Annotated in this window: 20 protein-coding genes; 10 read left to right on the top strand and 10 right to left on the bottom strand. The window is 44.9% G+C overall.

The features are described 5' to 3' along the window. Positions 1 to 25: 25 nt before the first annotated feature. Positions 26 to 2,317: a family 20 glycosylhydrolase gene (locus MUY27_RS08945; RefSeq protein WP_245129665.1), complete on the bottom strand. Its 2,292-nt coding sequence runs from the start codon at positions 2,315 to 2,317 to the stop codon at positions 26 to 28. Positions 2,318 to 2,430: 113 nt separating this feature from the next. On the opposite strand from MUY27_RS08945, the gene MUY27_RS08950 reads away from it, so the two are divergent. Further along, the gene (locus tag MUY27_RS08950) at positions 2,431 to 4,584 is read left to right on the top strand and encodes a glycoside hydrolase family 3 N-terminal domain-containing protein (RefSeq protein WP_245129666.1); all 2,154 of its coding nucleotides are present in this window, start codon (positions 2,431 to 2,433) and stop codon (positions 4,582 to 4,584) included. A 58-nt stretch (positions 4,585 to 4,642) separates the two neighbouring features. Here the strand turns inward: MUY27_RS08950 and MUY27_RS08955 are convergent, their stop codons facing one another. Together MUY27_RS08955 and MUY27_RS08960 are read right to left on the bottom strand one after the other, a co-directional pair. Then, entirely contained in the window at positions 4,643 to 4,912 is a 270-nt protein-coding gene (locus MUY27_RS08955) for a hypothetical protein (RefSeq protein ID WP_245129667.1), read from the bottom strand. 25 nt (positions 4,913 to 4,937) lie between these two features. Continuing rightward, positions 4,938 to 5,306, bottom strand: a complete 369-nt coding sequence (locus MUY27_RS08960; protein WP_245129668.1) for a SpoIIAA family protein — start codon at positions 5,304 to 5,306, stop codon at positions 4,938 to 4,940. Between the two features lie 142 nt (positions 5,307 to 5,448). On the opposite strand from MUY27_RS08960, the gene queG reads away from it, so the two are divergent. After that, positions 5,449 to 6,390 carry a tRNA epoxyqueuosine(34) reductase QueG gene (gene queG, locus MUY27_RS08965; protein WP_245129669.1) on the top strand — a complete coding sequence of 314 codons (942 nt, stop codon included), beginning with the start codon at positions 5,449 to 5,451 and terminating at the stop codon, positions 6,388 to 6,390. 183 nt (positions 6,391 to 6,573) lie between these two features. On the opposite strand, the gene MUY27_RS08970 is transcribed toward queG, so the two are convergent. Further along, on the bottom strand, positions 6,574 to 7,620 hold the full coding sequence (locus MUY27_RS08970; RefSeq protein ID WP_245129670.1) for a 3'-5' exonuclease: 1,047 nt from the start codon (positions 7,618 to 7,620) through the stop codon (positions 6,574 to 6,576). A gap of 123 nt (positions 7,621 to 7,743) precedes the next feature. Between MUY27_RS08970 and MUY27_RS08975 the strand changes: the two genes are divergently transcribed. Continuing rightward, positions 7,744 to 9,723 (top strand): DUF3857 domain-containing protein, encoded by a 1,980-nt coding sequence (locus tag MUY27_RS08975; protein WP_245129671.1) that lies wholly within the window; start codon positions 7,744 to 7,746, stop codon positions 9,721 to 9,723. Next, positions 9,720 to 11,630 (top strand): DUF3857 domain-containing protein, encoded by a 1,911-nt coding sequence (locus tag MUY27_RS08980; RefSeq protein WP_245129672.1) that lies wholly within the window; start codon positions 9,720 to 9,722, stop codon positions 11,628 to 11,630. The genes MUY27_RS08975 and MUY27_RS08980 overlap by 4 nt, the downstream gene beginning before the upstream one ends. 19 nt (positions 11,631 to 11,649) lie before the next feature. On the opposite strand, the gene MUY27_RS08985 is transcribed toward MUY27_RS08980, so the two are convergent. Both MUY27_RS08985 and mutS read right to left on the bottom strand, forming a co-directional pair. Beyond that, positions 11,650 to 12,216 (bottom strand): C40 family peptidase, encoded by a 567-nt coding sequence (locus MUY27_RS08985; RefSeq protein WP_245129673.1) that lies wholly within the window; start codon positions 12,214 to 12,216, stop codon positions 11,650 to 11,652. A gap of 157 nt (positions 12,217 to 12,373) precedes the next feature. After that, positions 12,374 to 14,983 (bottom strand): DNA mismatch repair protein MutS, encoded by a 2,610-nt coding sequence (gene mutS / locus MUY27_RS08990; RefSeq protein WP_245129674.1) that lies wholly within the window; start codon positions 14,981 to 14,983, stop codon positions 12,374 to 12,376. 220 nt (positions 14,984 to 15,203) lie between these two features. On the opposite strand from mutS, the gene MUY27_RS08995 reads away from it, so the two are divergent. After that, complete coding sequence (locus MUY27_RS08995; protein ID WP_245129675.1) at positions 15,204 to 16,100, top strand: MBL fold metallo-hydrolase; 897 nt, start codon at positions 15,204 to 15,206, stop codon at positions 16,098 to 16,100. Positions 16,101 to 16,153: 53 nt separating this feature from the next. On the opposite strand, the gene MUY27_RS09000 is transcribed toward MUY27_RS08995, so the two are convergent. After that, positions 16,154 to 17,257 (bottom strand): hypothetical protein, encoded by a 1,104-nt coding sequence (locus tag MUY27_RS09000; protein ID WP_245129676.1) that lies wholly within the window; start codon positions 17,255 to 17,257, stop codon positions 16,154 to 16,156. A gap of 180 nt (positions 17,258 to 17,437) precedes the next feature. Between MUY27_RS09000 and MUY27_RS09005 the strand changes: the two genes are divergently transcribed. Further along, positions 17,438 to 17,842 (top strand): DUF1761 domain-containing protein, encoded by a 405-nt coding sequence (locus MUY27_RS09005; protein ID WP_245129677.1) that lies wholly within the window; start codon positions 17,438 to 17,440, stop codon positions 17,840 to 17,842. A gap of 106 nt (positions 17,843 to 17,948) precedes the next feature. Here MUY27_RS09005 and MUY27_RS09010 read toward each other — a convergent pair whose 3' ends face one another. Continuing rightward, a complete protein-coding gene (locus MUY27_RS09010; RefSeq protein WP_245129678.1) occupies positions 17,949 to 18,809 on the bottom strand; it encodes an aldo/keto reductase in 861 nt (286 codons plus the stop codon). Between the two features lie 73 nt (positions 18,810 to 18,882). On the opposite strand from MUY27_RS09010, the gene MUY27_RS09015 reads away from it, so the two are divergent. Then, complete coding sequence (locus MUY27_RS09015) at positions 18,883 to 19,104, top strand: hypothetical protein (protein ID WP_245129679.1); 222 nt, start codon at positions 18,883 to 18,885, stop codon at positions 19,102 to 19,104. 54 nt (positions 19,105 to 19,158) lie between these two features. Here the strand turns inward: MUY27_RS09015 and MUY27_RS09020 are convergent, their stop codons facing one another. Together MUY27_RS09020 and MUY27_RS09025 are read right to left on the bottom strand one after the other, a co-directional pair. Next, positions 19,159 to 19,938: a class I SAM-dependent methyltransferase gene (locus tag MUY27_RS09020; RefSeq protein ID WP_245129680.1), complete on the bottom strand. Its 780-nt coding sequence runs from the start codon at positions 19,936 to 19,938 to the stop codon at positions 19,159 to 19,161. Positions 19,939 to 19,954: 16 nt separating this feature from the next. Further along, positions 19,955 to 20,245, bottom strand: a complete 291-nt coding sequence (locus MUY27_RS09025; protein ID WP_245129681.1) for a YciI family protein — start codon at positions 20,243 to 20,245, stop codon at positions 19,955 to 19,957. A 127-nt stretch (positions 20,246 to 20,372) separates the two neighbouring features. Here MUY27_RS09025 and MUY27_RS09030 point away from each other — a divergent pair, with 127 nt between their 5' ends. The 3 genes from MUY27_RS09030 to MUY27_RS09040 are packed head-to-tail and all read left to right on the top strand — an operon-like array spanning position 20,373 to position 22,734. Next, a complete protein-coding gene (locus tag MUY27_RS09030) occupies positions 20,373 to 21,539 on the top strand; it encodes a galactokinase (RefSeq protein ID WP_245129682.1) in 1,167 nt (388 codons plus the stop codon). Next, on the top strand, positions 21,532 to 22,068 hold the full coding sequence (locus MUY27_RS09035) for an RNA methyltransferase (protein ID WP_245129683.1): 537 nt from the start codon (positions 21,532 to 21,534) through the stop codon (positions 22,066 to 22,068). The genes MUY27_RS09030 and MUY27_RS09035 overlap by 8 nt, the downstream gene beginning before the upstream one ends. A 6-nt stretch (positions 22,069 to 22,074) precedes the next feature. Next, positions 22,075 to 22,734, top strand: coding sequence for a YdeI/OmpD-associated family protein (locus tag MUY27_RS09040; protein ID WP_245129684.1), 660 nt, complete (start codon positions 22,075 to 22,077; stop codon positions 22,732 to 22,734). Positions 22,735 to 22,921: the final 187 nt, after the last annotated feature.

Consider the following 22,921-nt stretch of genomic DNA (forward strand, 5'->3'; position numbering starts at 1 on the left):
TACAATCAATCAATCCTAAACAGAGTTAGTTCTTAAACCAGCTTGCTGGTATATCTTTAGGTGCCGAACCATTAAGGCTATATTGAAGTTTCAGCGTATAACCGCCACCGCCTTCAACAAAATTCAATTCGAACGGATGTAATCCTTTATCTAAGGCAGCTTGTCCGCTCTTTTCTACGGGCGAATGCATGCCATCATTATCAACCGTGGTCTGTCCGTTTATTTTCAGTACGCCTGCATCATCACAGGTTAAATAAAACGTATAAATTCCTTGCTGCGGAACATCAATATATCCCTTAAACCTTAAGCCGAACGAAGGCGCTTTTACTTCTTCTAGAACTACAATGCCTGGCGCTACAAACTTTTGTTCAGAAGCAGCTGCAGGCAAATAAGTGGTTCCTTTAAAATCGCCGGGGTAATAATTCACAACAATTCCCGGCTTTGCATCTTCTGCCTTAACAGGTGCAGCATAAGGTTGCTGTTTATAATTAATGGTATAAATATCTCCCCTTCTGCCGCTTGCAGTGAATGCCGCCAGTTTTACTACCTGGCTGCGGTAAATGATATAATTATTTAAAACAGGCGAACTAGCAGTAGGCATGGTACCGTTATTGGTATAACGCACCACCATACCAGGTAGAGGCGATTTAACTTTCAGCGTATCAGCATTTACAAATACCTTGGTATCGATCATATCGTCCAAGTCTGGAAGGCGATAGTTTACATCCAGGGCATCCAACCGGGCAAACTGATTAATGATCCGGTGTTTATAGCTATCGTATTTAGACTGGTCGTTTGTCCATAACAACTCAGATAGCGCCGTCATCCTTGGCATATACTGGTAATCGGCACGTTTCTCTGAAGGCACATACTCCGTCCAGATTTCTGCCTGCGCACCTTCAATCAGTTTCGCTTCCTCGGCGGTTAACCCTTTAGGAATAGGGTTAAAGAAGTAAATATTTTTCGCGGAGTTCTTATCGTATTTACTGTCAAAATATAAAGGGTTACCTGGCGCCATTACCACATGGTTACCATTTTTTGCTGCCTTTACGGGTGCATCGGGTACCCAAACGCGCCAATACATGATCATGGCCGTAGGTGTTACGCCACCTTCCAGCACCTCGTCCCAGCCGATCAGCTGACGACCGTTGGCATTAAAGAATTTCTCCATCCGGTTGATGAAGTAGCTTTGCAGGCCTGGCAGGTCCTTAATACCCTCCCGTTCCATTAACTGCTTACAGGCTTCTGATTTCCCCCAATCGGTACGGTCAACCTCGTCACCGCCGATATGAATATATTTCGACGGGAAAATAGCCATGATCTCTTTAAATACGTTCTGGGCAAATTCGAACGTAGTTTCGTTACAAGGGCAGATCGGCTTGGTAAATAATTTACCCCAGGTATTCTCGCCGTTACAGGTTAAAAAAGGATAGGAATTGATCGCTGCCATCATGTGGCCCGGCATATCAATTTCAGGTATAATATCAATGTGGCGAGCGGCAGCATAAGCCACCACATCCTTCATCTGTTGTTGGGTATAAAAACCGCCGTAAAGGGTTTTGCCGTTATGCTTTACGATATGCGATGGATCAATCTCCATATCGGGGTTTTCAACCGCCCGCTGCATACATACCGAATCCTGGTTATTAAACGTTCTCCATGCGCCTTCTTCAGTCAGTTTCGGATACTTTTTAATCTCGATACGCCAGCCCTGGTCATCTGTTAAATGCAGGTGCAGCTTGTTCATTTTATACAGTGCCAGTATATCGATGAATTTCTTTAGATAACTTACCGAAAAGAAATGCCGGGCAACATCCAGGTGCATACCGCGCCATTGGTAAGCAGGGGCATCTGAAATAGTCACAGCAGGAAGGCTTAACGAATTATAGTGCATGGCACGCTCTACGTCAACAGGTAGCAATTGCCTGATGGTTTCTACCGCATGGAATACTCCCGCCCCTTCTTTAGCCGTGATAACTACCTGCTGGGGCGAAATTGTTAACGTGTAAGCCTCGGGATTAGTAAGTCGCTCATCGCGCTTGATCACGATCGCTCCTTTAGCAGCTTTAGTAGTAACCGCTAACTGGCTGCCCAAACTTGGGGAAAGTAAAACGTTTACCATTTTAGCCTCGTTTGCGAAAGCGCCTGAAGCAACGATGGTTGTCTTATCGGTGATCTGAAAACTTCCGGTGCCTGGCGTTAAACTTTTAGGGTATGGAATAAGTGCAAACTTATCCGCACGGCTTTGCGCATTGGCGTTAACGCACCCTGTAATGGCTATCGCGAGGGTTATAAAACGAAGTTTTCTTATATTCATAGAGTCTGCGGTTGAAGCGTTTTATCGCGACACAGTCAGTCGTCGGAATTATTTGTACATATTTACTCAAATTTTTACTAATTATGTAAAAGTTTTTAAATTTTTAACAAACTATGCGGGTCTTATTTAAAACACTCCTACTTACAATCGTTGTTTCAATTACCAAAAGTGCTGTTGCGCAGGAAACTTACCTTAATGCTAATCTTTCCCCTGAAGTGCGTGCGGATGATCTTTTAAAAAAACTGACGCTCCAGGAAAAAGCGCTTTTGCTGGGTTACAGAAGCAAAGCGATAGACAGGTTACATATCCCTGCCTACAATTGGTGGAATGAAGGCTTGCACGGTGTGGCACGCGCTGGAGAAGCAACAGTTTTCCCGCAGGCTATTGCTATGGCAGCCACGTTTAACCCCTCCCTGGTAACTGAAATAGGAACAGCCATTTCTACCGAAGCACGCGCGAAACACAATGCGGCCGTAGCCCGGGGCGACAGGGGAATGTACGTTGGCTTAACCTACTGGTCGCCTAATATCAACATCTTTCGCGACCCGCGCTGGGGACGCGGCCAGGAAACTTATGGCGAAGATCCTTACCTGACCAGCCGCATCGGCCTGGCCTACGTTAAAGGGATGCAAGGAGATATTGAAGGTAAATTTAAAATAGCGGCTACCGCGAAACACTTTGTAGCACACAGTGGCCCTGAAGCAACGCGGGATTACTTTAATGCTAAAGTAACGGAGAAAGACCTGCGCGAAACTTACCTTTATGCTTTTAATAAATTAGTAAAAGGCGGCGTGTCCAGCGTAATGACTGCTTATAACAGCGTAAACGGTGTGCCCAACTCTGTAAATGCCTCTCTTTTGCGCAGCATTGTAATGAAGGAATGGGGATTTAAAGGATACATCGTGACCGACTGCGGCGCTTTGGACGACGTTTTCGCCACACATAAATATTTAAAGAACGGAACAGAAGCCGCCGCCGCAGCGATAAAAGCGGGCATCAACCTGGATTGCTCTTCTGTATTACAAGATGATGTGGTAAATGCCGTTAACCAGAAGCTGATTACCGAGAAAGATGTGAATGCCGCACTCCGCCCGCTGTTACTCACCCAATTAAAGCTTGGCTTTTTTGACGATCCTAAACAATCACCCTATTATAACTACGGCGCAGACAGCATTCATAACCAGCAACATATTGCCCTGGCAAGAAAAGCTGCACAGCAAAGTATGGTGCTCTTAAAAAATGAAAATAACATTCTCCCATTAAAAGATGGCAGCTTTAACAGCATTATGGTGGTTGGGCCGAATGCCGCTTCTTTAGATGCCTTAGTGGGTAGCTACCACGGTATCAACTCGCAAATGGTGACTTTTGTAGAAGGCATATCAGGTGCGGTTAGTAAAGGCACCCGTGTAGAGTACGACCTTGGTGCAGGCGAAGCCGACACTACCCATTTTGGCGGTATCTGGGGGGCAGGAAATGCCGACGTTACCGTTGCTGTAGTAGGCTTATTACCGGTTACCGAAGGCGAAGCGGGCGACGCATTCCTGTCTGCCGCAGGGGGCGATAAGAAAACGCTTTCGCTGCCAGCCAGCCATATCAAGTTTATGAAAGAGTTACGTAAGGGCGTTAAAAAGCCCATCATCGCGGTGATTACTTCCGGAAGTGCCGTGGATGTTGCAGAAGTAGCTAAATATGCCGATGCCGTTATTTTAGCGTGGTACCCCGGCGAACAGGGCGGTAATGCGTTAGCAGATATTTTATTGGGGAAAGTCTCCCCTTCCGGCAAATTGCCGCTTACCTTCTACAACTCGGTGAATGATTTGCCAGCCTTTGACAACTACAGCATGCAGGGCCGTACTTACCGTTACTTTAACGGTAAAGTTCAGTATCCTTTCGGCTTTGGTTTAAGTTATACCAATTTTGCTTACACCTGGCAAAACCAACCTAAAACTACGTATGCAGCTAAGGATAGTATCACCTTTACTGTAACCATAAAAAACACCGGCAGCATGGCAGGTGACGAGGTAGTTCAGGTTTACATCAAATACCCGGGTATCGGCCAAATGCCGTTGAAAGAATTGAAAGGCTTTAAACGTGTAAGTGTTTCGCAAGGCGGTGAGCAAACCGTTACCATCAGCATCCCGGTTACCGAGTTGCAAAAATGGGATAGCAACAAACACGGCTGGCAGCTTTACAAAGGCGCATATGAGTTACAAGTAGGCGATAATTCTGCGGATGCCAAGTTGCAGGCTTCATTCACGATCAAGTAATAAAACGCCAGCATAGATTTTTAATAAAAAAGCAGCCTTAAAAGCTGCTTTTTTGATTTTATAGATTCTCGCCTGATGGCCCTTTACCTTTGTTGGACGAGTCGCCATCCTGGCTACCAGCATCCCCTTCTGATGAGGGATGGTCTGTTGATGGTCCGGGGTCGCCGCTATCATTACCCGGTGTCACCGTGGGTACGCGTACCTCGTCCGGTTTGTCTTGTACATTTGGCTCGTTATCTTTTTTAATGGCGCTGTTATCGGTATTTTCTCCGATGGTACCATCGCCTGGTTTAGTATGATCGTTGTTTTGATTTTCGTTAGTTATCATATCATTTTAGTTTTCAAGTTTTCAATTAATCTTGTTCAGCAATCCATTTCACCGCCTCGTCCAGTTCGTTCAATTTAAACCCTTTTGATTTACCGGGAATTAAGAACCTGAATACGTCGCTGAACCACTCTACAATTTTCTGATCGCTTACCACAGCAATCTTATTCCATTGGGTAAAGTTTTTCAACCCTACTTTTACATCGTTATACCAGGCGCCACTAGTCCAGTTTTGCACGTCTGTTTCCAGCACCAGCAGGTAGTTAATCTCCCCTTGTTTCTGAACCAGTTCCTCTACCCGCGGGATAAGCACCTGTTCTACATCTTCTTTCGTCACCTCGCCAATGGCGTGTATCCCTACCACATGTTCGGGCAAATCTTTTATGAATTGAAGCATATCAGTTTAAAATTGGTCCTCCTTTTTACAACACGGCTACTGCTATAGTGTTTCAAACTATCGTTTATCCAAGATTCCGCCATTGATAAAGCTTAGATTTACAGGACACTAAAACACCAGGCGTTTGTTAACTTTGTGATTGATGACGGGCACACGCAAGAAATATACTGACCTGATAAAAGCCGAAGCAGCGCGGCTTGGCTTTGTATTTTGCGGTGTATCTGAAGCTGGTTTTCTTGAAGAAGAAGCCCCGCGCCTGGAAGCCTGGTTAAAAGCGGGAATGCATGGCGAAATGCAGTACATGGAAAACTATTTCGACAAGCGACTCAATCCCAGGCTGCTTGTAGATGGTGCCAGATCTGTTATTTCATTAGGATTGAACTATTACACACCTGAAATACAGACCGACCCCGATGCGCCTAAAATCTCTAAATATGCGTATGGTGCGGACTATCACCAAGTGATTAAAGACAAGCTTAAAGCGTTACTCGATTACATCAGGCAGGAAATTGGCGAAGTAAACGGGCGTGCCTTTGTAGACTCAGCTCCTGTTTTAGACAAGGCCTGGGCAAAAAAAGCTGGCCTGGGGTGGATTGGCAAGAATGCCAACCTGATCAACAAAAAACGCGGTTCTTTCTTTTTTCTTGCTGAACTGATCGTTGACCTGGACATGGAATACGATGTAGCCCCGACGGCAGACCACTGCGGTACCTGCACCCGATGTATTGACGCCTGCCCTACTGAGGCTATTGTAGCGCCGCAAATTGTTAACGGCAGTAAATGCATTTCATACCTTACGATTGAACTGAAGAACGAAATCCCTGCCGAATTTCAGGATAAGATGGACGGATGGATGTTTGGTTGCGATGTTTGCCAAGACGTTTGCCCGTGGAACAAGTTTTCTTTGCTTCACCAGGAGCCTGCTTTTAAACCACATGAAGAACTGCTGGGCATGAGTGCCAATGATTGGGAAGAAATTACGGAAGATGTTTTCAGAAAGATATTCAAGAATTCTGCCGTTAAAAGAACTAAATTCAGCGGCTTGAAAAGGAATATTGACTTCCTGAAGAAAGTGGGTGTGTGAGAAAACGTATTCCCTCGCAAATCAAAAGTGATGTCATTTCGATGAGCATTGCGAAGAGAAATCTTCTACAAAAAACACAACTAACGGCGATTACAAACTATAAAAACTCTACAAGTAAAAACAAAAAAGGACAGCGTTCGCCGTCCTTTTTATCTTAAATCGAAATTAGATTTCGGAATCCGATTATCCTTTTTTAAACTTATCTGATAACGCTTTCAGCATATCATCATCAACAGGTTTGGCGGGTTCGTCTTTCTTCCTATACTGCTGCTGGTTATTTTGCTGATAAGGCCTGTTCTGACGTTGCTCAAAAGGCTTTTTCTGATAACCGCCCTGTTCGCGTGATTGCTGTTGCTGAGGAGCAGACGGCCTTTGCTGCTGATCTGCCGGTTTTGCCTGAGGAGCAGGTTTTGGCCTCGGCGCACGCTCTTGTGCCCAGCGTTTGTAGATCTGCTCTACTTTACGTTTGGTATACAACGGGAAATCGCCTTGCATGATCCACGAGTAATAACTCGGTTCCACCTCAAACACATCGACCACTTTTTTACCCTTGTGCTTACCAAAGTTAAACAGTTCGTGGCCCTCGTTATTATAAACCATGCGGCCGGCAAAATCAACCGTTTTGTTCAGGTTGGTAAAATGATGCAGCGCCTCTATATCATTTACGATAGGTTTGTGCAATTTACCTTCCTTATCCTCAACCTCTTTATCTTCATAACGCTGCAACTGCGCCAGAAACACCTCCATCGTGGCACGGGTATCAGCTTCTGCAGAGTGTGCATTGATAATATCTTTCTCGCAATAGAACCGGTACGCAGCCTTCAGGGTGCGCTGCTCCATCTGGTGAAAAATATTCTGAACGTCTACTAAATGGCGGTTCTCCAGATCGAAAGATACATCTGCACGCAGGAATTCTTCCATCAGCATCGGGATGTCGAATTTATTGGAATTGAAACCGGCCAGGTCACTATCACCTATAAATTCAGCAATTTCTGCGGCAAGTTCTTTAAACGTCTTTTCGTCTTTAATATGCTCGTCGTAAATCCCGTGAATCACCGATACCTCGAAAGGAATAGGAATTTCAGGGTTAACGCGCCAGCTTCGCGTTTCCTCGCTGCCGTCCGGATTTAATTTGATAACTGCAATTTCTACAATACGGTCTGAACCGATATTGGTACCGGTAGCTTCAATGTCGAAAAAAGCAAGCGGACGTTTTAAATTTAATTTCATTACAAAAGACTGTACCGCACAAAGGTCGCAAAAGTATGGCTAATAACCACATTTAAATTTTTCAATAATGTAGCGGTTTTTTGTAAAAAACCTTAATTTGAACCGTTGATTCAACCTGAACTAATGAAACGTATTTCTTATTTGACCATCCTCTTTTCTCTTTTATTATCAGCAACCTACGCTTCTGATTTCCCCTTCGCAGCAGTAGCAAATGATGCGCTTCAGCAAAAAAAATACTTGCCAGATACCGGCGCGCACGCGGTTGTTTTAGATGAGTTTGGCAAAACTTTTATCAGCGACGACGGCAACCACATGGTGATGTATTACGAATACCATGTTAAAATAAAGCTTTTTGATAGCCAGGCATTTGATGCCGAAGGCAATATAGAAATCCCGCTTTATAAAGAAGATGGTGAACGCTTTGAAACCGTACGCGATATTAAAGCTGTTACCATGTTCCTGGATGAGAATGGCGGCTTACAGACACTTGAACTTGACCCAAGAAAAGTATTTCAAACCAGTGTAAACAAGTACCATGATGTCGCTAAGTTTGCCATGCCCGGCCTGCGGAAAGGGTGTGTCATCGAATATAAATACACGGTTGTTTCGCCATTTATTTTCAACTTTCACGACTGGATTTTCCAATCTGATATCCCCAAGGTTCATTCGGAATATAATGCCCGTATCCCGGCTATTTACAACTACAACGCTATTTTAAGAGGTCCGCTTAAGCTATCAACAAATAAAGCAGAATTAGACAGGGAATGTCTTAGCGTTAACGGGATCAAATGCGATTGCTCTAACATGACCTACGGCATAGACAACATTCCTGCATTTAAAAGAGAAGATTACATGACCGCCTCGAAGAATTTCCTGTCAGGTATTTACTTTGAACTGTCTGAATACACCAACCTGAGCAATGGCGTAAGGGTAAAGGTAACCAAAGACTGGCAAGATATTGACCGTAGCTTAAAAGGCAGCGAGTTTTTTGGCAGCCAGATCAAAAGAAAAGAACTGATGCGCGAACGGATCAAAGACGTGATTGCCGGAAAAACCAATAACCTTGATAAAGCAAAAGCTGTTTATGCCTTCATTCAGAAGAATATCAAATGGAACGGCTTTTATTCTAAATATAGCGAAGATGGCATTAAGAAAGCGCTGGATACCCACTCGGGTTTAGTAGGCGACATTAACCTGGCACTGATTGCCGCGCTGAAAGCAGCCGATATTCCTACTGATGCTGTATTATTATCCACCCGGGAACATGGGCTCGTAAATAAGTTATACCCCACCGAAAGCGACTTCGATTACGTTATTGCAAAAACAACCATTGATAACAAAGATTACCTGCTGGATGCGACAGACCCGCTGCTTGGATTTGGGATGCTGCCCATGCGTTGTATTAACGACCAGGGCCGTGTGATCAGCTTTGAAAAGCCTTCTTACTGGATGGATATCAAATCGCCGCAACGCAGAAACAAAACTACTACATTGGAGCTATCGCTGATGCCGAACGGAAAATTGAAAGGCACCTATACCTGTTATTCACTTGGATATGAAGGTTATGAAAAACGCAAAGAGATTAAAAAGTTCAACACACTGGATGAATACATCGAAAACCTGGATGAGAAATCAACCAAGATTAAAATCCTAAAATCATCCGTGAGTAATTTAGATACGCTTGATGCTCCATTAGCAGAGATTTACGAGATAGAGATTGAACCAACGCGCGGGACAGGCATGCAGCGGCTCAGCTTCAGCCCTTTCACTTTCGGCCAGCTGACGGTAAACCCTTTTACACTTAACGAAAGAAGCTACCCGGTAGATATGGGTATGCCCGCCGATAATAAGTTAGTTTATACCCTTACTATCCCTAACGATTATGTTTTGGAAACCTCTCCGGAGCCGGTTGCTGTCGCATTACCTTTATCTTGCGGCAGGCTGGTTTCTGCTTTCACCTTTGATAGCGGCCGGTGTACGTATTCCCAACTATACTCTTTTGAAAAACCGGTTTACTCGCCAGAAGAATACCCTTACCTGAAAGAGTTCTACAATAAACTTCTCCAGTCTGAAAAAGCAGAAATTGTAATTAAGAAGAAATGATCCGTAAACTTTTTATCTGCTTTGTTTTACTGTTCAGCAGCTATATCTCCCGCGCGCAGGAAAACTATAGCGTCAGCGCAATCCCCAAAGAATTGATGCCATATGCATCGGCAATTGTCCGCAAAGATGAAACTGTGGTATTCATCAGGGAGAAGAACAATGTGATTTACCGGTACAAATTTGCCGTCACTGTCCTGAACAAGAACGGAGCGGATGAAGGCGAGTTAGTGCTGTGGCACAACAAAAGCCGTACGATTAAGAACATCAAAGGCATGATCTATGACGAGTTTGGCAAGCCTGTTTCTAAAATTTCGGAAAGAGATTTCAGGGACGATAATTATACACCAAACTCGCTTTTTGAAGATGTGAAATACAAACACTTCACCCCGGTATCGGTTTCGTACCCCTATACTGTAGAATATGAATATGAGCTATTCAGTAACCAAACTTTTAATCTGGAGCATTGGTATGGCGTAGGTTCGGAAGCTACGGCGGTTGAAAACAGCTCTTTTATCGTATCGTGCAAACCTTCTTTGCAGCTACGCTACAAGGAAATGAATTACAAGGGCACGCTGATCACCGGAAAAGATGATGCCGGTAATGATCTTTATAAATGGAGCATCAGCAATTTTAAAGCTATCAGACATGAGCCTTACAGCCCCGACAAGATCAATTACCTGCCGAATGTCAGGCTGGCCGTCAACAACTTTACTTATGAAGGCGTCGATGGCAGCTACAGCAACTGGAACGAACTGGGTAAATGGATAAATGATAAACTTTTGACCGGAAGGGATGAGCTGAGTGCAGCAACAGTAGCAAAAGTTAAAGAATTGACAGATGGGATCAACGACCCGAAAGAAAAAGCCCGGAAGCTTTACGAGTATCTTCAGAACAAAACCCGGTACATCAGCATACAGGTAGGCATTGGCGGCTACAGGCCCTTTAAAGCGACAGAAGTAGACGAACTGAGCTATGGCGATTGTAAAGGACTGGTAAATTACATGCACGCTTTACTTAAAGCTGCAGGCATTCAATCGTGGTATTGTATCGTGAACGGCAACACCCATAAGCGCCCGTTACAGGCCGACTTTGCAAGCCCAGACCAGGCCAATCATGTGATCCTTTGCCTGCCGTTTAAGAGCGACACTACCTGGCTGGAATGCACCAGTCAACACATTCCATTTGGGTTCCTTGGCGATTTTACGGATGACCGGACCGTATTAGCCTGTACCGCAGAGGGCGGTAAGTTGTTAAAAACCCCGAAATACACCGCAGATGATAACCGCGAGATACAAAAAGGAGAGTTTACCCTGGCTGAGAACGGTGAGTTAACCGGCACCCTTGAAACAACTTTTAAGGGTACACAATACGAGAACCGAGATTACCTTTTATTGGAGTCGTACGAAGACCAGCAGAAATATATCCGGAAAGCCTACCCTATCAATAACCTTGAAATTGCCGGGCTTAGCCTTAAGGCCACAAAAGAAATCAAACCATCAATCAACGAAACACTTCAGCTGAAATCATACGAATATGGTACACCGGAAAACGGAAGAATTTCCTTCGCACTTAACTCGGTGAACCGATTATCTGAAACGCCAAAAGAGATCAGGAACCGTTATACGCCAATATATATTAACAGGGGATATACCGATGAGGCAACCATTAGCTTTACCCTACCTGCCGGATATCACGCGGATAGCGAGCCTTTAAACACCACATTAACCGATAATTTCGGCAGCTATCATGCAGATTTTTCAGTAGTGGGTAATAAACTGATTTATCATCGAAAATTACAGCTTAAAGATGGAAGCTATTCTAAAGAAGACTATGATAAATTGGTAGCCTTTTTTGAAGCTGTACGGAACGCAGATTATTTTGATGTGGTGTTGGCTAAGAATAAATAAACCAGCTAACTTTTGCAGATTAATAATTTGCTGCACCTGTTTGCAGGATAATAGATCCGGCACGCGAAAAATACTTATATATAGAGGGATCACGTAGTTTAACTACCATAACGCCGCGGCGGCTGCTGGCATGTACTACGTAGCCATTTTGCAGGTAAACGCCTACGTGGCTAAATTTCTTACCGTCAAAATCAAAGAATACCAGGTCGCCCTCTTGCAGTTCGTCTTCGTACTTTCTTTTGATCACGTTAATCTGCTGGCTGGTCATCCGGGGAATGTTGATACCATAAACCTGTTGCTCGAGCAGAAAAGTTAAACCAGAGCAATCTACTCCGTTCTTATCAAGCCCACCGAAACGGTAAGGTGTACCCCACCATTCTTCTATAAAATTATATAACCTGCCGTTCTGGATATCATTTCTATCCACACCCATCATCGCAGCGTACTTCTCAGCGATAAAATCCTGCGGCTTTACCAGCTCGCCGGGATGACCTTTCATCGCCACCTTACGCGACTTACAGGAAGTAAAAAGAAAGGCAGAAAACAGCACAACTGCAACCAGGCGACAAATCAACTTCGAATGCATACTATAAATTTACACTGCGTATACGGCGACAGGAAACAGATGTTATTAACATATCAACATTGGGGGTTCGCGTCTTCAGTGTCGAGGTGCGGGAGTTTCTGAAAATGCCTTAGACTTTGCTAATAACTCACCACTCGCACCACGCTCCTAGCTCCTGCTAACTTTTAATCAATCGCTGTATCTCGTCCAGCTTCATTAACGCTTCAACGGGCGTAAGCGTATTTACGTCGAGGTTATTCAGCGTATCCCGGATTTTCACCAGTACAGGGTCATCAATTGAAAACATTTGTAGCTGTACGGCTTGCTTCTGTACCTTCTTAATGCTTTCCTTGATATGTTCGCCGCCGGTACGTTCTGCTTCCAGCTTCTTTAGAATTTCATTGGCACGTGCCAGCACTTTAGGCGGCATACCTGCCAGCTTCGCCACGTGGATACCAAAACTATGCTCGCTTCCGCCCGGGACCAGTTTACGCAGGAAGATGATCTGCTGACCAACCTCTTTCACACTCACGTTAAAGTTTTTGATCCTTGGGAACGAATTGTTCAGTTCGTTCAACTCATGGTAGTGGGTAGCAAATAGGGTTTTCGCCTTGGCCGATGGATGATTGTGCAAGAATTCGGCAATGGCCCAGGCAATGGAAATACCATCATAAGTAGAAGTTCCCCGGCCGATCTCGTCCAGCAGGATTAAACTCCTGTCAGAAAGGTTATTCAGGATGCTGGCTGTCTCGTTCATCTCCACCATAAAGGTTGACTCGCCAGAGGATAGATTATCTGAAGCACCTACCCGGGTAAATATTTTATCGACTACACCTATTGCCGCCTCCTTCGCTGGCACAAAACAGCCCATCTGCGCCATCAGTACAATCAAGCCTGTTTGTCTAAGTAGTGCCGATTTACCTGCCATATTCGGACCGGTAATGATAATGATCTGCTGCGATTCAGAATCGAGGTAGACATCGTTGGTAATATAAGCCTCGCCCGGCGGCAGATTTTTCTCTATCACCGGGTGGCGGCCGCCTTTAATGTCAATCAGGTTGCTATCGTTCACATAAGGCTTCACGTAATAGTTCTTTTCAGAAATATTGGCGAAGTTCAGCAGTACATCCAACCTGGCAATCAGTTGCGCGTTCAACTGAATAGGCTTGATATATTCAGCCAAAGCGTATAATAGTTCGTTGTAGAGCTTGGTTTCTAAAGCTAAGATCTTCTCTTCTGCACCGAGGATCTGCTCTTCGTATTCCTTCAGTTCTGGCGTAATGTAGCGTTCTGCATTCACCAGCGTTTGCTTCCGGATCCAGTCTGTCGGCACTTTATCGCGATGCGCATGCGTTACTTCAAGATAATAGCCAAACACATTGTTGAAGGCTACTTTTAATGAAGGAATGCCTGTAATCTCGGCCTCTCGTTTTTGAATTTCCAGCAGATAGCCTTTACCACCGTAGGCAATCTTTCGTAAACGGTCAAGTTCTTCGTTGATACCTTCGGCGATCACACCACCTTTGGCGATCATCACTGGTGGCTCGCTGTTCAACTCCTGGCCTATCTTTTCACAAATGAAGGTGCAGGGGTTCAGCTGTTCGCCGATAGCGATCAGTGCTAGGCTTTCTGTTTTCGCACAATATCCTTTGATACTGTCAATTGCTGACAATGCCTTCTTTAACTGGCAAACTTCGCGCGGGTTAGCTTTTTGCAAGCCGATCTTCGAGATCAACCGTTCCAGGTCGCCGATCTGCCGGATACATTGCTGCAGGTTATCACGTAATTCCTCATGGGCAATCAGATGCTCTACTACGTTCAAACGGTCTGTGATTGGCTTGATATCCTTCAAGGGCATCACAATCCAGCGGCGAAGCAGGCGCGCGCCCATAGGTGTACAGGTATTATCCAGTACATCAGCAAGAGTGACTGCGTTCTCGTTAGCAGAACCCACTAACTCCAGGTTTCGGATGCTAAAACGGTCGAGCCAGAGGTAATGCTCCTCCTCTATTCTGCTGATGCCTGATATATGCTGCAGGTTACGGTGTTCGGTCTCGTTCAGGTAATGCAAGGCCACCCCGGCGGCAACAATGCCCAGGTTCAGCTTATCTACACCAAAACCTTTTAATGATTTTACGCCGAAGTGTTTTAGCAAGGTTTCTTCTGCGTAATCGCCGCTATAAGGCCACTCGTCGAGCGTGTAGGTATAGAAACGGTCGCCGAACGCATCTTTAAAATCGCTATTCCTGCTTTTGGGATAAATTACCTCGCTTGGGTTGAAGCTTTGCAGCAGTTTATCGATATAATTGAGGTTTCCCTGCGCCGTCAGAAATTCGCCGGTAGAAATATCGATAAGTGCGATGCCCGCACTGTTCTTTTCGAAATATAACGAAGCCAGGTAGTTGTTGCGCTTCTGTTGCAGGATGTTATCGCTAACCGCCACACCCGGTGTTACCAGTTCGGTAACGCCACGCTTTACGATGGTTTTTGTCGTTTTTGGATCTTCTAACTGATCGCAAATCGCTACCCGCTGACCAGCCCTTACCAACTTAGGCAGATAGGTTTCCAGTGAATGGTGCGGAAAGCCTGCCAGTTCGATATGCGAAGCAGAGCCATTAGCCCTTTTGGTAAGCACGATACCCAAAATCCCAGCTGCCTTTACAGCATCTTCCCCAAAAGTTTCGTAAAAGTCGCCTACGCGGAACAGCAGCAAGGCGCCCGGATATTTTGCCTTGATCTGGTTATACTGCTGCATCAGCGGCGTTTCTTTGGTAGCGTTTTTTGCCAAGCTTGTCAATAATTTAATCCGTAAAGTTAAGGCCTTAACCGCGGATTAAAAGCCGGTGTGGAAAAGTTTGACGGATGTGGAAAGCTTAGTAGGAGTGGAAAGTTATTGAACTAATCACATCTGCTTTAATCCTCAACTTTCTTCAAAATATTCATTACAATATTTTTACATCTCATACATAAACATATTGTTTCCTTTGCGTGTATATTAGCTATCAACTATGAAACGTCGTCACTTTTTGTCTGCTGCTTCAGCCGCGCTGGCCGGTGCAGCAATTAGTCGTAACAAAGCTTTTGCTGCGCTTGCAGATATCCCTTCTTATCAGTTTAAACCGTTAAGGCGAAACATCGGATTCTTTGCAGAACTGGGCGGTACCATTGCCTGGATGGCTAATAACGAGGGCATTGTTGTGGTAGACGCTGAATTTCCGGTGCCGGCAGGGCATTTAATTGCCGAATTAAGAAAGATGCCGGAAGCGCCATTTCAATACCTGATCAATACCCATCACCATGGCGACCATACTTCTGGCAACATTGCCTTTAAAGGGCTGGTGAAACATGTCGCTGCTCATCAGAATTCACTGGCTAACCAGAAAACGGTAGCACAAGCGCAAAAAACTGAAGATAAACAGTTATACCCCGACATTACTTACAACGAGAAGTGGAAGATTAAGGTAGGTGATGAAAAAATCCGGACCTATTACTGGGGACCAGGACATACCAATGGCGACAGCATGATCCATTTCGAGAATGCAAATATCGTTCACACCGGCGACCTGGTGTTTAACCGCCGCTATCCATTTGTAGACCGTACCGCGGGGGCCTCGGTAGTACACTGGCCGCAGGTGCTCGAGAAAGCGATTAAACAATTTGATAAAGACACCCTGTTTGTTTTCGGCCATGCTGCCGACCCTGATAAGGTAACCGGTACGGTAGAAGACCTGAAAGCGATGCAGAATTACATGGAGAAACTGACCGCCTTTGTACAGGGCGAGATCAACGCAGGCAAAACGCGTACGGAGATACTTTCGGCCACTTCTCTGCCTGGCGTTACCGATTGGAAAGGCGAAGGTATCCAACGAAGCCTGACCGCAGCTTACGAAGAACTTACATTATAACAATAAGGGCTTGGTTAATTAACCAAGCCCTTATTGTTGATAAAGATGGGTAATTACAACCTGAAGGTTACACCCATATTAATCACATAGTCTGCAAAGGCAGCATCGCCATGTGCCGGGTTACCGGTTAGTTCGGTAGTGATATGATCTGCAAAGCTAACGGTACGGTTACGCACAATAGCGATAGGCACATTCGCATAAATTGATACATTTTTCACCCTGTAGAAAATGCTTGGCTCTGCGGAAATAATATAGCCTGGTCTGCGGAAACCGGCACTACCACCAACAAGATCGCGGGATGGTAAACATTCGTCGCGCACACCGGCCATAAACACAAATTTACCTGCTTCGTAACTTAAGCCACCACGGATCATAAACTGATCGGGAACACTCATTACGTCACTCGTATTAGCCACTGCCGTAGCGCTTGGCGTACCACCGCGCGCAGAAGACACCCCGTTTTGTTCGCGGGGGCTAAGCAAATAGTAAAAGTTACCATACACCCCTAGTTTGTGGCTGAAGTTGTAGTAGGTATTCGCTTCGAATGAAAAGCCGGTGCCACCATCACCTAATTGAATAGATTGATCAACCGGACCTAAACGCCGTGTACCATTAGGGCCAACATTGTAGAAATAGTCCTGGTAATTGTACGCACCTGTAGCGAACTTGATGCCCAACCCTAACTGGATATTTCCTTTAGTCGCCTTAGCCGGGTTTAACAACCAGGCATAACCAGATACCCGAATATCGCCCAGGCCTGCTGAATGGGTGGTGTTACGGTTAACACCACCGTGCTCATACAACGACGACCGGCTGTTGATCAGGATAGGAATATCCGCCGATAGCGACCATCTTGAATTGAACAAACGGGTAATGGTGATATCCTGCGTGTAGGAATGGTTGATCACGTTCGTACCCTGCGCTATCCGTTGTTTTTGTTCTTCTGTACCTACGAAGTGACGGAAAGAGCGGTAATAACGAATATTGTTGTTCAGCAACCAGCCAGACATATTCAGGTGGGCGCTATCCGGGTGCTCATCCATAGAGCACAAACCACCCGTACTGCGAATGGCCACGCAACCCTGCGCCATGGTGCGCTGCGTAAGCAATGGCGCACACATTAAACATAAAGCAAAAAATTTAAAAGTAGATTTCATCTCAAATTGAAATAAGATTTAATGGTTAAACAAAAATTGGCTTTACAAGTATATCCAGCTAATCCCATATAAACAACACAGCGCGTGTATTTCATACAATAAGCGTTACAAAGCGGCTCTTTTACGAATATTTCCTATTATAGAAATAATTTTTAATATTCATATAAAATTTAAAGTGATATGCAACCTGTAACCTTTAACTGGCTGGCTGTATTAATAGCAGCTTTAAGCGCATTTTTTGTAGGCGGACTATGGTTTTCCCCTATTCTTTTCGGTAATATCTGGCTAAAAGAAAGCGGACTGACGCGTGAAATTGTAGCTACCGGCAACAAGGGCAAGATATTTGGGATGACGGCCGTCTTCTCATTCATTATGGCGGTAATGCTCAATACGTTTATCAGCGGAATGCACGCCGATCTGCATATGTCCACCATGATTGGCGTCCATGCAGGAATGATCAGCTTTAGCGCCATAGCCATTAACAGCCTTTTCGAACTAAAATCATGGAAATATATTTTCATCAATGGCGGTTACACCTTAATCTCCCTGATCTTGATGGGATTGATCATTGGTGCGTGGAAGTAGCGGTATGAACCGGTAATTGACAGCGTCAAAGATAACATCGAAAACGAGGAAGAAGAAGCATGATAAAAATAAAAATGGCCGCGATAAAACGGCCATTTTTATTTGGTTATACCGCGTTCGCGATATTATTCAATTCCTCCATGTCCAGCTCGCTCAACTCCAGATCAGCAGCTTTCATGTTTTCCTCCAGATGTTTAACGCTTGACGTACCCGGTATCAGCAGGATGTTATCTTTATGATGCAACAACCAGCTTAAAGCAACCTGGTGTACCGTTGCCTGGTTACGCTCTGCCACGCGTTTTAGTGTCTCCACAGCATGTACGTTTCCGCCGCTTAAAGGATACCATGGAATAAAGGCGATGTTATGCTCTTCACAATATTCCAGTACATCTTCCCACTTACGGTTATCCACGCTATACATATTCTGCACGGACACCACTTCAAAAAACTGCTGCGCCAGTTTAATATCGTCAACACTCACTTCAGACAGGCCAATATGACGGATCTTTTCTTCCTTTTGCGCCTTTTGCAAAAACTCGAATGTACGTTCTGCAGGTACCTTCGGATCGATGCGATGTAACTGGTATAGATCGATCCATTGCAGTTTCAGCCTTTTCAGGCTTCCTTCCAAAGCTTCTTTCAAATGCTCCGGGCTGGAATCAACAGGCCATTGGTTAGGGCCGGTACGCAGCAAGCCACCTTTGGTACCGATCACCAGTTCGGGTGGATACGGATATAAGGCTTCGGCGATCAGTTCTTCAGAAACATTAGGTCCGTAACTATCGGCAGTATCTATAAAGTTTACGCCTAATTCTATCGCGCGTTTCAATACCCGTAAAGACTCTTCCTTATCAGCCGGAGGTCCCCAGATCCCTTCACCGGTAATACGCATCGCTCCGTAACCCAACCGCTTAACCGGCAAGTCGCCCCCCAAAATAAACTCTTCTTTAAAATTAGCTTTGCTCATTGTTTTATGATTTAAACTAAAAACATCCTAAGTAAAAAGAATGTTTATGAGTTAAAGTAATGCGATTGTAAATATGAAACGTCAATTCTACAAAGTAATCTTATCTGCAGCGGTGGTAGCTGCCTTAGCAAGCTGTAAGGGCGGAGTATCCGGCAAAGGCCAGGATTCTACCATGCTGGATACCAATGCGCGCGATTCTACGGCTGCACGGAACACCTCCGCTCAAAAAATGGATTCTGCCGCTAACAACACTGCGAAGAAAGATACCGCCGTAAAAGATACCATGAGGAAGTAACGCTCCTGCAACTACCTATGAATGTGAAAGCATGGCCTTAAAAACCATGCTTTTTTATTTTTTGCAAAGAAAGATCATCTCATTTGGGTTAATGCCGTATTTACGGGCATCCTCCGGGTTCATTTGCTTGCCGTACAAGTCTACTGCAACGGTGAAACCAGCTTTTTTTAACCGTTCCAGGTAATCACGTCCGTAAAGCCTTACGCCGCTATGCCCTCGTAACACTTCTTTTCGCTCTTTTGCATCGGTGATAAAAGCAGCCTCGTAAGTACGGTCGCGGCCGATAGCCATCGGTACCTGGAAGATCCCCCAGCCGCCGGGTGTCATCACACGATATAGCTCGCGTAAGGCCTGCTGGTCGTCATCCACATACTCCAGTACGTGATTACAAAGGATCACATCAAAGCTGCCGTCACCATAAGGCATTTTGGACACATCCACCTCCTCTACTTCGGTCACGTCTCTTAGATGGTAAGCATCCGGAGATTTATCACAGCGGGTGTATTTAAGATTTGAGCGTTTAACCAACTGATCAAACAACGGCTTTTCTGGCGCTATATGAAGCAGCCTGATAGTGGCCGAAGATCTAAACAGCGGTGTTTTGTTTTTTAAAAAAAGATACTGCAGCCGGTGCCCTGGTAACGACTGGCAGTTGATGCACCTGTTATGCTTACCGCCAGAAAGCCCCTTCGGCGCAAATTCTTTATAAATAGCCCGGCAAAGCGGGCATTCAACCTTATCACCTCTGTACAGGCGCAACTGCTGATTTTGCAGCCAGCGCCTGTAGCGTTTCACCAATCCATAAGGAATATACGGCTTCAGGGCCTCAAGCATATTTTTCCATTATCGTTTACACATCGGCAACCTTAATTGGCTTAATGTCTACCGTTTCCCACACTTTTTGCGTCACATACGGCTCTCCCTGTTTCCAGGCTTCCAGTTCGTCATCAGATTCAAACTGCACCATCATTACAGAGCCAATCATTTTTCCTTCTGCATTTAATATCGCACCGGCTTTTATAAAATTGCCTGTTTCTTTAAGCGCACGTACACCGTCTAAATGGTGCGGCCTTACATCAAGCCTTCTTTGTAAAGCCTCTGTATCGGTGTAATCATATGCGGTAATTAAATACTGGTTCATGGTTGTTAAGTTTATATGCTAATAGTGAAATTCAACAAGTATAGGAATTGTTTGCATTAATCACACTTGCACCTATAGCGAATAAGTGTATTTTTTACATATTTGCCAGAACAATACATCAAAGCATATGAACCAGCACCTGTTGCAGCAATTCCAACAAATATTTAATCAACCAGCGCAGAACTTGTTTTTCTCTCCCGGCCGCGTTAACCTGATTGGCGAACATATCGATTACAACGGCGGTTTAGTGATGCCTTGTGCCATTACCCCGGGTACCTATCTTGTTATTGCCCCAAATCAGGACAACGTATTCCGTTTCAGAAGCCTGAACTTTGACGATAAAGCTGAAATACCTGTAGGCAGTGATTATCAGAAACAGGGAAGCGTTTGGTATAACTATCCAATGGGTGTAATTACCTATTTTTTGAAAGAAGGTAAACAATTGCAGGGACTGGATATGCTATATTACGGTGATATTCCTATCGGATCTGGTTTATCTTCTTCCGCCTCTATCGAGGTTGCCACAGCTTTTGCATTGAATCAGTTATTCAATTCGGGCTTTAGTAAGCTGGAACTGGTGAAACTTTCTAAGTGGGTAGAGAATGTGTTCATCGGGTTGAATAGTGGGATTATGGATCAGTTTGCGGTTGCTTTCGGCGAGAAAGATAAGGCGCTGAAATTAAACTGCGATACGTTGGATTATGAGCCTGTCGATTGCAAATTGGGCGATTACCTGTTAGCTATCATTAATACCAACAAATTGCGCAAACTAGCGGAATCTAAATACAACGAACGCGTGCAGGAATGCCAGACTGCTTTGAAAGCATTACAACAAGAGCTAAGCATTGATAACCTTTGCGATATTGATACAGCTACTTATAACCAGCACGAGCACTTAATTACTGACGAGACCGTTAAGAAACGCGCACGCCACGTGATTGAAGAAAACGACCGGGTGAAGCTGGCTGCAAAAGAACTTGCTGCGAACAACCTGAAAGGTTTCGGCGAACTGATGTTTGCCTCGCATCAATCACTGCGCGACTTGTACGAGGTAAGCGGCAAAGAACTGGATACTATTGCTGATTACGGCCGCACCAACCCCGATGTTGCCGGTGCACGTATGACCGGTGCAGGCTTTGGTGGCTGCGGTATCGCCCTGGTTAAAAAAGATGGATTCGACCGTTTTGTGAAAGAATTTACTGATTACTATACCGAAAAAATCGGCTACGCCCCTTCTGTTTACAGTTCACTGATCGGCGATGGTGTGGGTGAATTAAGTATGGCAGATGCGTAAACTGAAATTAGACGAACTGAACCGGGTATCGGTAGATGAATTTAAACAACAGGACAAACTACCTGTAATTGTAGTGCTCGACAATGTGCGCAGCATGCATAACGTGGGTTCGGTATTCCGTACCGGTGACGGTTTTGCCGTTGAGGGTGTGATCCTTTGTGGCATAACCGGACAGCCCCCTCATCGTGAAATAGAAAAAACCGCGCTGGGGGCTACGCAGTCTGTAGAATGGGAGTATGTTAAAGAAACGACCGAAGCTGTAGAAAAACTGCGCGCTGCCGGTTACACCATCATTGCCATTGAACAGGCCGAGAACAGCCTAATGTTGAACACCTTTCAACCCGATGTTGACAAAAAATATGCGTTAATTTTTGGCAACGAAGTAGATGGTGTAAGCGACGATGTAATGCAACTAATTGACCAGTGCATAGAAATACCCCAGTTCGGCACCAAGCATTCCTTTAATATTGTGGTATCGGCGGGTATTGTTTTGTGGGATTTTTTTGCGAAATTAAATCCACCAAAATAACCTGTCATGAACCCTCTTGCAAAAAAGCTGCAGATAAAACCGAACAGCACCTGGCTTTTCCTGAATACTCCGGGTAATTACCTGGAAACCTTGGAACCTTTACCCGATGGTGTAGTAAGGTCTACTGATATAACAGGAAAACCTGATGGCGTGCAGCTTTTTGTAAAAGACAGTAAAGACTTAGCGATAGCCCTTGAGCAATTGTATAAGGTATTAAAACCAGATACGATTCTATGGATCTGTTACCCTAAAAGGAGCGCGGGTATACCTACCGATTTAGGCATGACGAACGACTGGGAAGCCACGGTAAAATACCACCTTCGGCCGGTTGCATCATCTGCCATTAATGACGCATGGACGGCCCTTCGTTTTAAACCGATTGACCAGGTGAAACCATCGGGTGTGGGCAAAGCAGAGATTAAGCAGAATGAGTATGCTGAATACGTAGACGTTGACAATAAAACAATTACGCTTCCGCCTGATATCCTGGATGCTTTAGCGCAAGCACCGGGTACATTGGATTATTACAACAGCCTGGCATGGTCGCACAAGAAAGAATATGCAATATGGGTATTAAGCGCCAAGCAGGAAAAGACCCGCGCTACACGCATTGAGAAGATGGTAGAGATGCTGCAGGCTAAGAAGAAAAACCCGACAGAGAAGTAGGAATAAGTATCAACTATTCGTCATTGCGATACGCCAGCGGCGGAGAAGCAATCACTAATCAAGGGGATTCGTTTATTGGGGATTGCTTCGTTCCTCGCAATGACGCACATTTACAACTTCGAAAATTATTAATATGTAGTGCTGATTTGCGAAACATCTGCCTTTTTTAGTGCAGAAAGATTCTGAA

This window comes from Mucilaginibacter straminoryzae (assembly GCF_022953055.1).
Taxonomy (GTDB): Bacteria; Bacteroidota; Bacteroidia; order Sphingobacteriales; family Sphingobacteriaceae; genus Mucilaginibacter; species Mucilaginibacter straminoryzae.

Bases quoted from the DNA above. Each gene is read 5' to 3' on its own strand.
- MUY27_RS09000 (WP_245129676.1), bottom strand. From the start codon at position 17,257: ATGAAATCTACTTTTAAATTTTTTGCTTTATGTTTAATGTGTGCGCCA.
- MUY27_RS09005 (WP_245129677.1), top strand. From the start codon at position 17,438: ATGCAACCTGTAACCTTTAACTGGCTGGCTGTATTAATAGCAGCTTTA.
- MUY27_RS08995 (WP_245129675.1), top strand. From the start codon at position 15,204: ATGAAACGTCGTCACTTTTTGTCTGCTGCTTCAGCCGCGCTGGCCGGT.
- MUY27_RS09015 (WP_245129679.1), top strand. From the start codon at position 18,883: ATGAAACGTCAATTCTACAAAGTAATCTTATCTGCAGCGGTGGTAGCT.
- MUY27_RS09030 (WP_245129682.1), top strand. From the start codon at position 20,373: ATGAACCAGCACCTGTTGCAGCAATTCCAACAAATATTTAATCAACCA.
- MUY27_RS08950 (WP_245129666.1), top strand. From the start codon at position 2,431: ATGCGGGTCTTATTTAAAACACTCCTACTTACAATCGTTGTTTCAATT.
- MUY27_RS08955 (WP_245129667.1), bottom strand. From the start codon at position 4,912: ATGATAACTAACGAAAATCAAAACAACGATCATACTAAACCAGGCGAT.
- MUY27_RS08960 (WP_245129668.1), bottom strand. From the start codon at position 5,306: ATGCTTCAATTCATAAAAGATTTGCCCGAACATGTGGTAGGGATACAC.
- MUY27_RS09010 (WP_245129678.1), bottom strand. From the start codon at position 18,809: ATGAGCAAAGCTAATTTTAAAGAAGAGTTTATTTTGGGGGGCGACTTG.
- MUY27_RS08980 (WP_245129672.1), top strand. From the start codon at position 9,720: ATGATCCGTAAACTTTTTATCTGCTTTGTTTTACTGTTCAGCAGCTAT.
- MUY27_RS09020 (WP_245129680.1), bottom strand. From the start codon at position 19,938: ATGCTTGAGGCCCTGAAGCCGTATATTCCTTATGGATTGGTGAAACGC.
- queG (WP_245129669.1), top strand. From the start codon at position 5,449: ATGACGGGCACACGCAAGAAATATACTGACCTGATAAAAGCCGAAGCA.
- MUY27_RS09035 (WP_245129683.1), top strand. From the start codon at position 21,532: ATGCGTAAACTGAAATTAGACGAACTGAACCGGGTATCGGTAGATGAA.
- MUY27_RS08970 (WP_245129670.1), bottom strand. From the start codon at position 7,620: ATGAAATTAAATTTAAAACGTCCGCTTGCTTTTTTCGACATTGAAGCT.
- MUY27_RS08985 (WP_245129673.1), bottom strand. From the start codon at position 12,216: ATGCATTCGAAGTTGATTTGTCGCCTGGTTGCAGTTGTGCTGTTTTCT.
- MUY27_RS08945 (WP_245129665.1), bottom strand. From the start codon at position 2,317: ATGAATATAAGAAAACTTCGTTTTATAACCCTCGCGATAGCCATTACA.
- MUY27_RS09025 (WP_245129681.1), bottom strand. From the start codon at position 20,245: ATGAACCAGTATTTAATTACCGCATATGATTACACCGATACAGAGGCT.
- MUY27_RS08975 (WP_245129671.1), top strand. From the start codon at position 7,744: ATGAAACGTATTTCTTATTTGACCATCCTCTTTTCTCTTTTATTATCA.
- MUY27_RS09040 (WP_245129684.1), top strand. From the start codon at position 22,075: ATGAACCCTCTTGCAAAAAAGCTGCAGATAAAACCGAACAGCACCTGG.